Origin of the sequence: Haloarcula sp. JP-Z28 (assembly GCF_011440255.1) — an archaeon.
Taxonomy (GTDB): domain Archaea; phylum Halobacteriota; class Halobacteria; order Halobacteriales; family Haloarculaceae; genus Haloarcula; species Haloarcula marismortui.
Genome location: NZ_JAAOHT010000059.1, coordinates 26,945 through 28,972, shown reverse-complemented (window position 1 = coordinate 28,972; position 2,028 = coordinate 26,945). Strand labels below are relative to the sequence as shown.

Sequence of the window (2,028 nt, the reverse complement as noted above, 5' to 3'; positions counted from 1 at the left end):
TCCCGGTTCGTCCGATACACTGCCCCAGCCTCGTATACGAGCTCGCGCTCCTGATTGCCGGCGTAGATAATCGGTCGTATCTCCCAGGTCCCGACATCTTTGGGCGCAGTTCCGTCGTGGACATGTACCGATATCGTCGTGTTTTCGCCCGTCCTGAGCGATGCCTCCCCGAGGCTGACTTCGGTCGCACGACTCGGTGCCCCCTGTTTGTGGAGGTCCGCGATGTTGTCCGAGAGCACATCGAATGCCCGCTCAGCGTTCTCCATCTGCTCCGCGTCCCGAGCGTTCTGTAACGCCCCCAGGCCGCTTACTGAAACGAGTATTATCGACGCCACAATGAGACTGAACACTAGAGCAAAGCTCAGCACCTCACTTACCGCGCGGTCAGCCATCTCGGACCTCCAGTTGATCGCTTGATTCGTCGTAGAACACAGTTATCACACCGCCGCCGGCGGTGGAGTCCCCTAGGGCTGTCCGGGTTGTGAGCGATACAGTCACCGACACCTCCGGAGCGGTCGATTCGAGCGTGAGTTCATCGGCAGCGGGGTCAATCGAGACTCGGTAGCCGGTCCCACTCACCCGCGCTGGGAACGTGTGATCTAGATTCACAGTCGGGTCGTCGTCGGCAGCGACCACCAGCCGATCAACACGAGCGATGTCAGAGGCCACTTGCTGTCCGATGACTTCGAGTTCGTCCCTGATGACCTGCTCCTGCCGGCTTTCGACGAAATTGCCGCCAGCAATGAGGAGGCCGGATACCAAAATAGAGGCGATGGCCAGACTCAGCGTGTAGCTTAGCGTCGTCGAGACGGCGCGGTTACGACGCATCTGGCTCACCCGGGGCCACCCGTATCTTTGCCTCGTACCGTAAGTTCGACGTGTCGTAGCGATAGCGGACGGTCGCGTTGTAGACCGCGGTCGTGCTGAACGGCGACGCGGGCGCTGTATCGAGCGTGTTTGCTGGCGTACTATCGCGGACGACCATCGAGTAGTTCCCCTTGATCTGGTCGCCCGACTCGTAGGTGATGTTGTACTCGTCGCCGACGCCGTGGGCGAATCGCCCGTCGAAGCTCCCGCCCTGAAGCGCGAGACACGGCTCGCCCTGCACCGTGCCGCCGGTCACGTCGATATGGGCGTACGGTTCCTCGATAGGGACAGCACACGTCTGTGTGCCGCTCGGTGTGTCGACTTCCACGTTGACCGTCCCGCTGGGGCCGACGTCGCCCCAGATGCGCATCATCCATTTCGGGTTACCACCGGTGCCGTTCGTTGTGACGACGAACTCGCTTCCTGAACTGGGGAGCTGCGTCGCGTTGATGACGAACCGTCTGGTCGCGTTCGTTCCGTCGCCCGGGCGCGTGACCCGCTCTCTGACCATCCAATTGGCGCTCGGCGTCGCCTCGCCGGATTCGAACAGTGACGTGTTGGTCTGAGCAATTCGCGTGCCGTAGGTCGGCGAGCCGGCGAGTGTGACGTTTACCAGTGTCCCGCTCGTGACCCGCTGCCGCTCCGTCTGCGTACTTGTGGTCCGTACGCTCTCGCGTACACTAGTTTCGAGCGCCGACTGGGTCGAGTAGTTGTACCTGTTAGCCGCGACAATACCCTGCCCGATGTTTGCCTCCACCATCGCTCGCATCTCCAGCGCGTCGTTGCTCCCAGCAACCTCACCCCGGCTCGCGAGGTTCTGCGTGTAAATCGCGGAGTTGACGACCAGCGCAAGACCGATGAACGTCACCGCCAGCGCTAACGCGGCGATAAGGATTATTTGTCCGCGTTCGTCGTCGTTCAGATGCGCCACGCGACCACCTCCACGCTGACCGTGTTGTAGACGTTCTTTCCGGTGTCCGAAACCGTATAATCGGTCGCTGGGTCACCGAGCCGCGTGCTGTTGCGAGTCCCGTCCGCGTCTCGCAAGTGGTCGTCGTCCATGAGCGTAATTGTGTGGCTGGCACGCACTGCGTTGTCGCTTGGTTCACCGCTGTAGACGTAGCGGGTCGTCACAGTTCTTCCCTGCGTGTTCTGGAACCT

At 61.4% G+C, this 2,028-nt stretch carries 2 protein-coding genes and 2 pseudogenes; all 4 read right to left on the bottom strand.

All coding sequences use genetic code 11. The annotated features are described in order from the left end of the window. Positions 1–392 (bottom strand): annotated as a pseudogene (locus tag G9463_RS17845) (hypothetical protein); the annotation flags it as partial. Continuing rightward, entirely contained in the window at positions 385–828 is a 444-nt protein-coding gene (locus G9463_RS17840; protein ID WP_007187785.1) for a hypothetical protein, read from the bottom strand. The pseudogene G9463_RS17845 and the gene G9463_RS17840, both read right to left, overlap by 8 nt. Beyond that, on the bottom strand, positions 818–1,798 hold the full coding sequence (locus G9463_RS17835) for a hypothetical protein (RefSeq protein ID WP_007187784.1): 981 nt from the start codon (positions 1,796–1,798) through the stop codon (positions 818–820). Before G9463_RS17835 ends, G9463_RS17840 begins: the two co-directional genes overlap by 11 nt. Next, a pseudogene (locus G9463_RS17830) lies at positions 1,786–2,028 on the bottom strand (hypothetical protein); the annotation flags it as partial. The pseudogene G9463_RS17830 and the gene G9463_RS17835, both read right to left, overlap by 13 nt.

What these genes read in the sequence shown, in the direction of transcription:
- G9463_RS17840 (WP_007187785.1), bottom strand. Translation starts at nt 828, where the DNA reads ATGCGTCGTAACCGCGCCGTCTCGACGACGCTAAGCTACACGCTGAGT.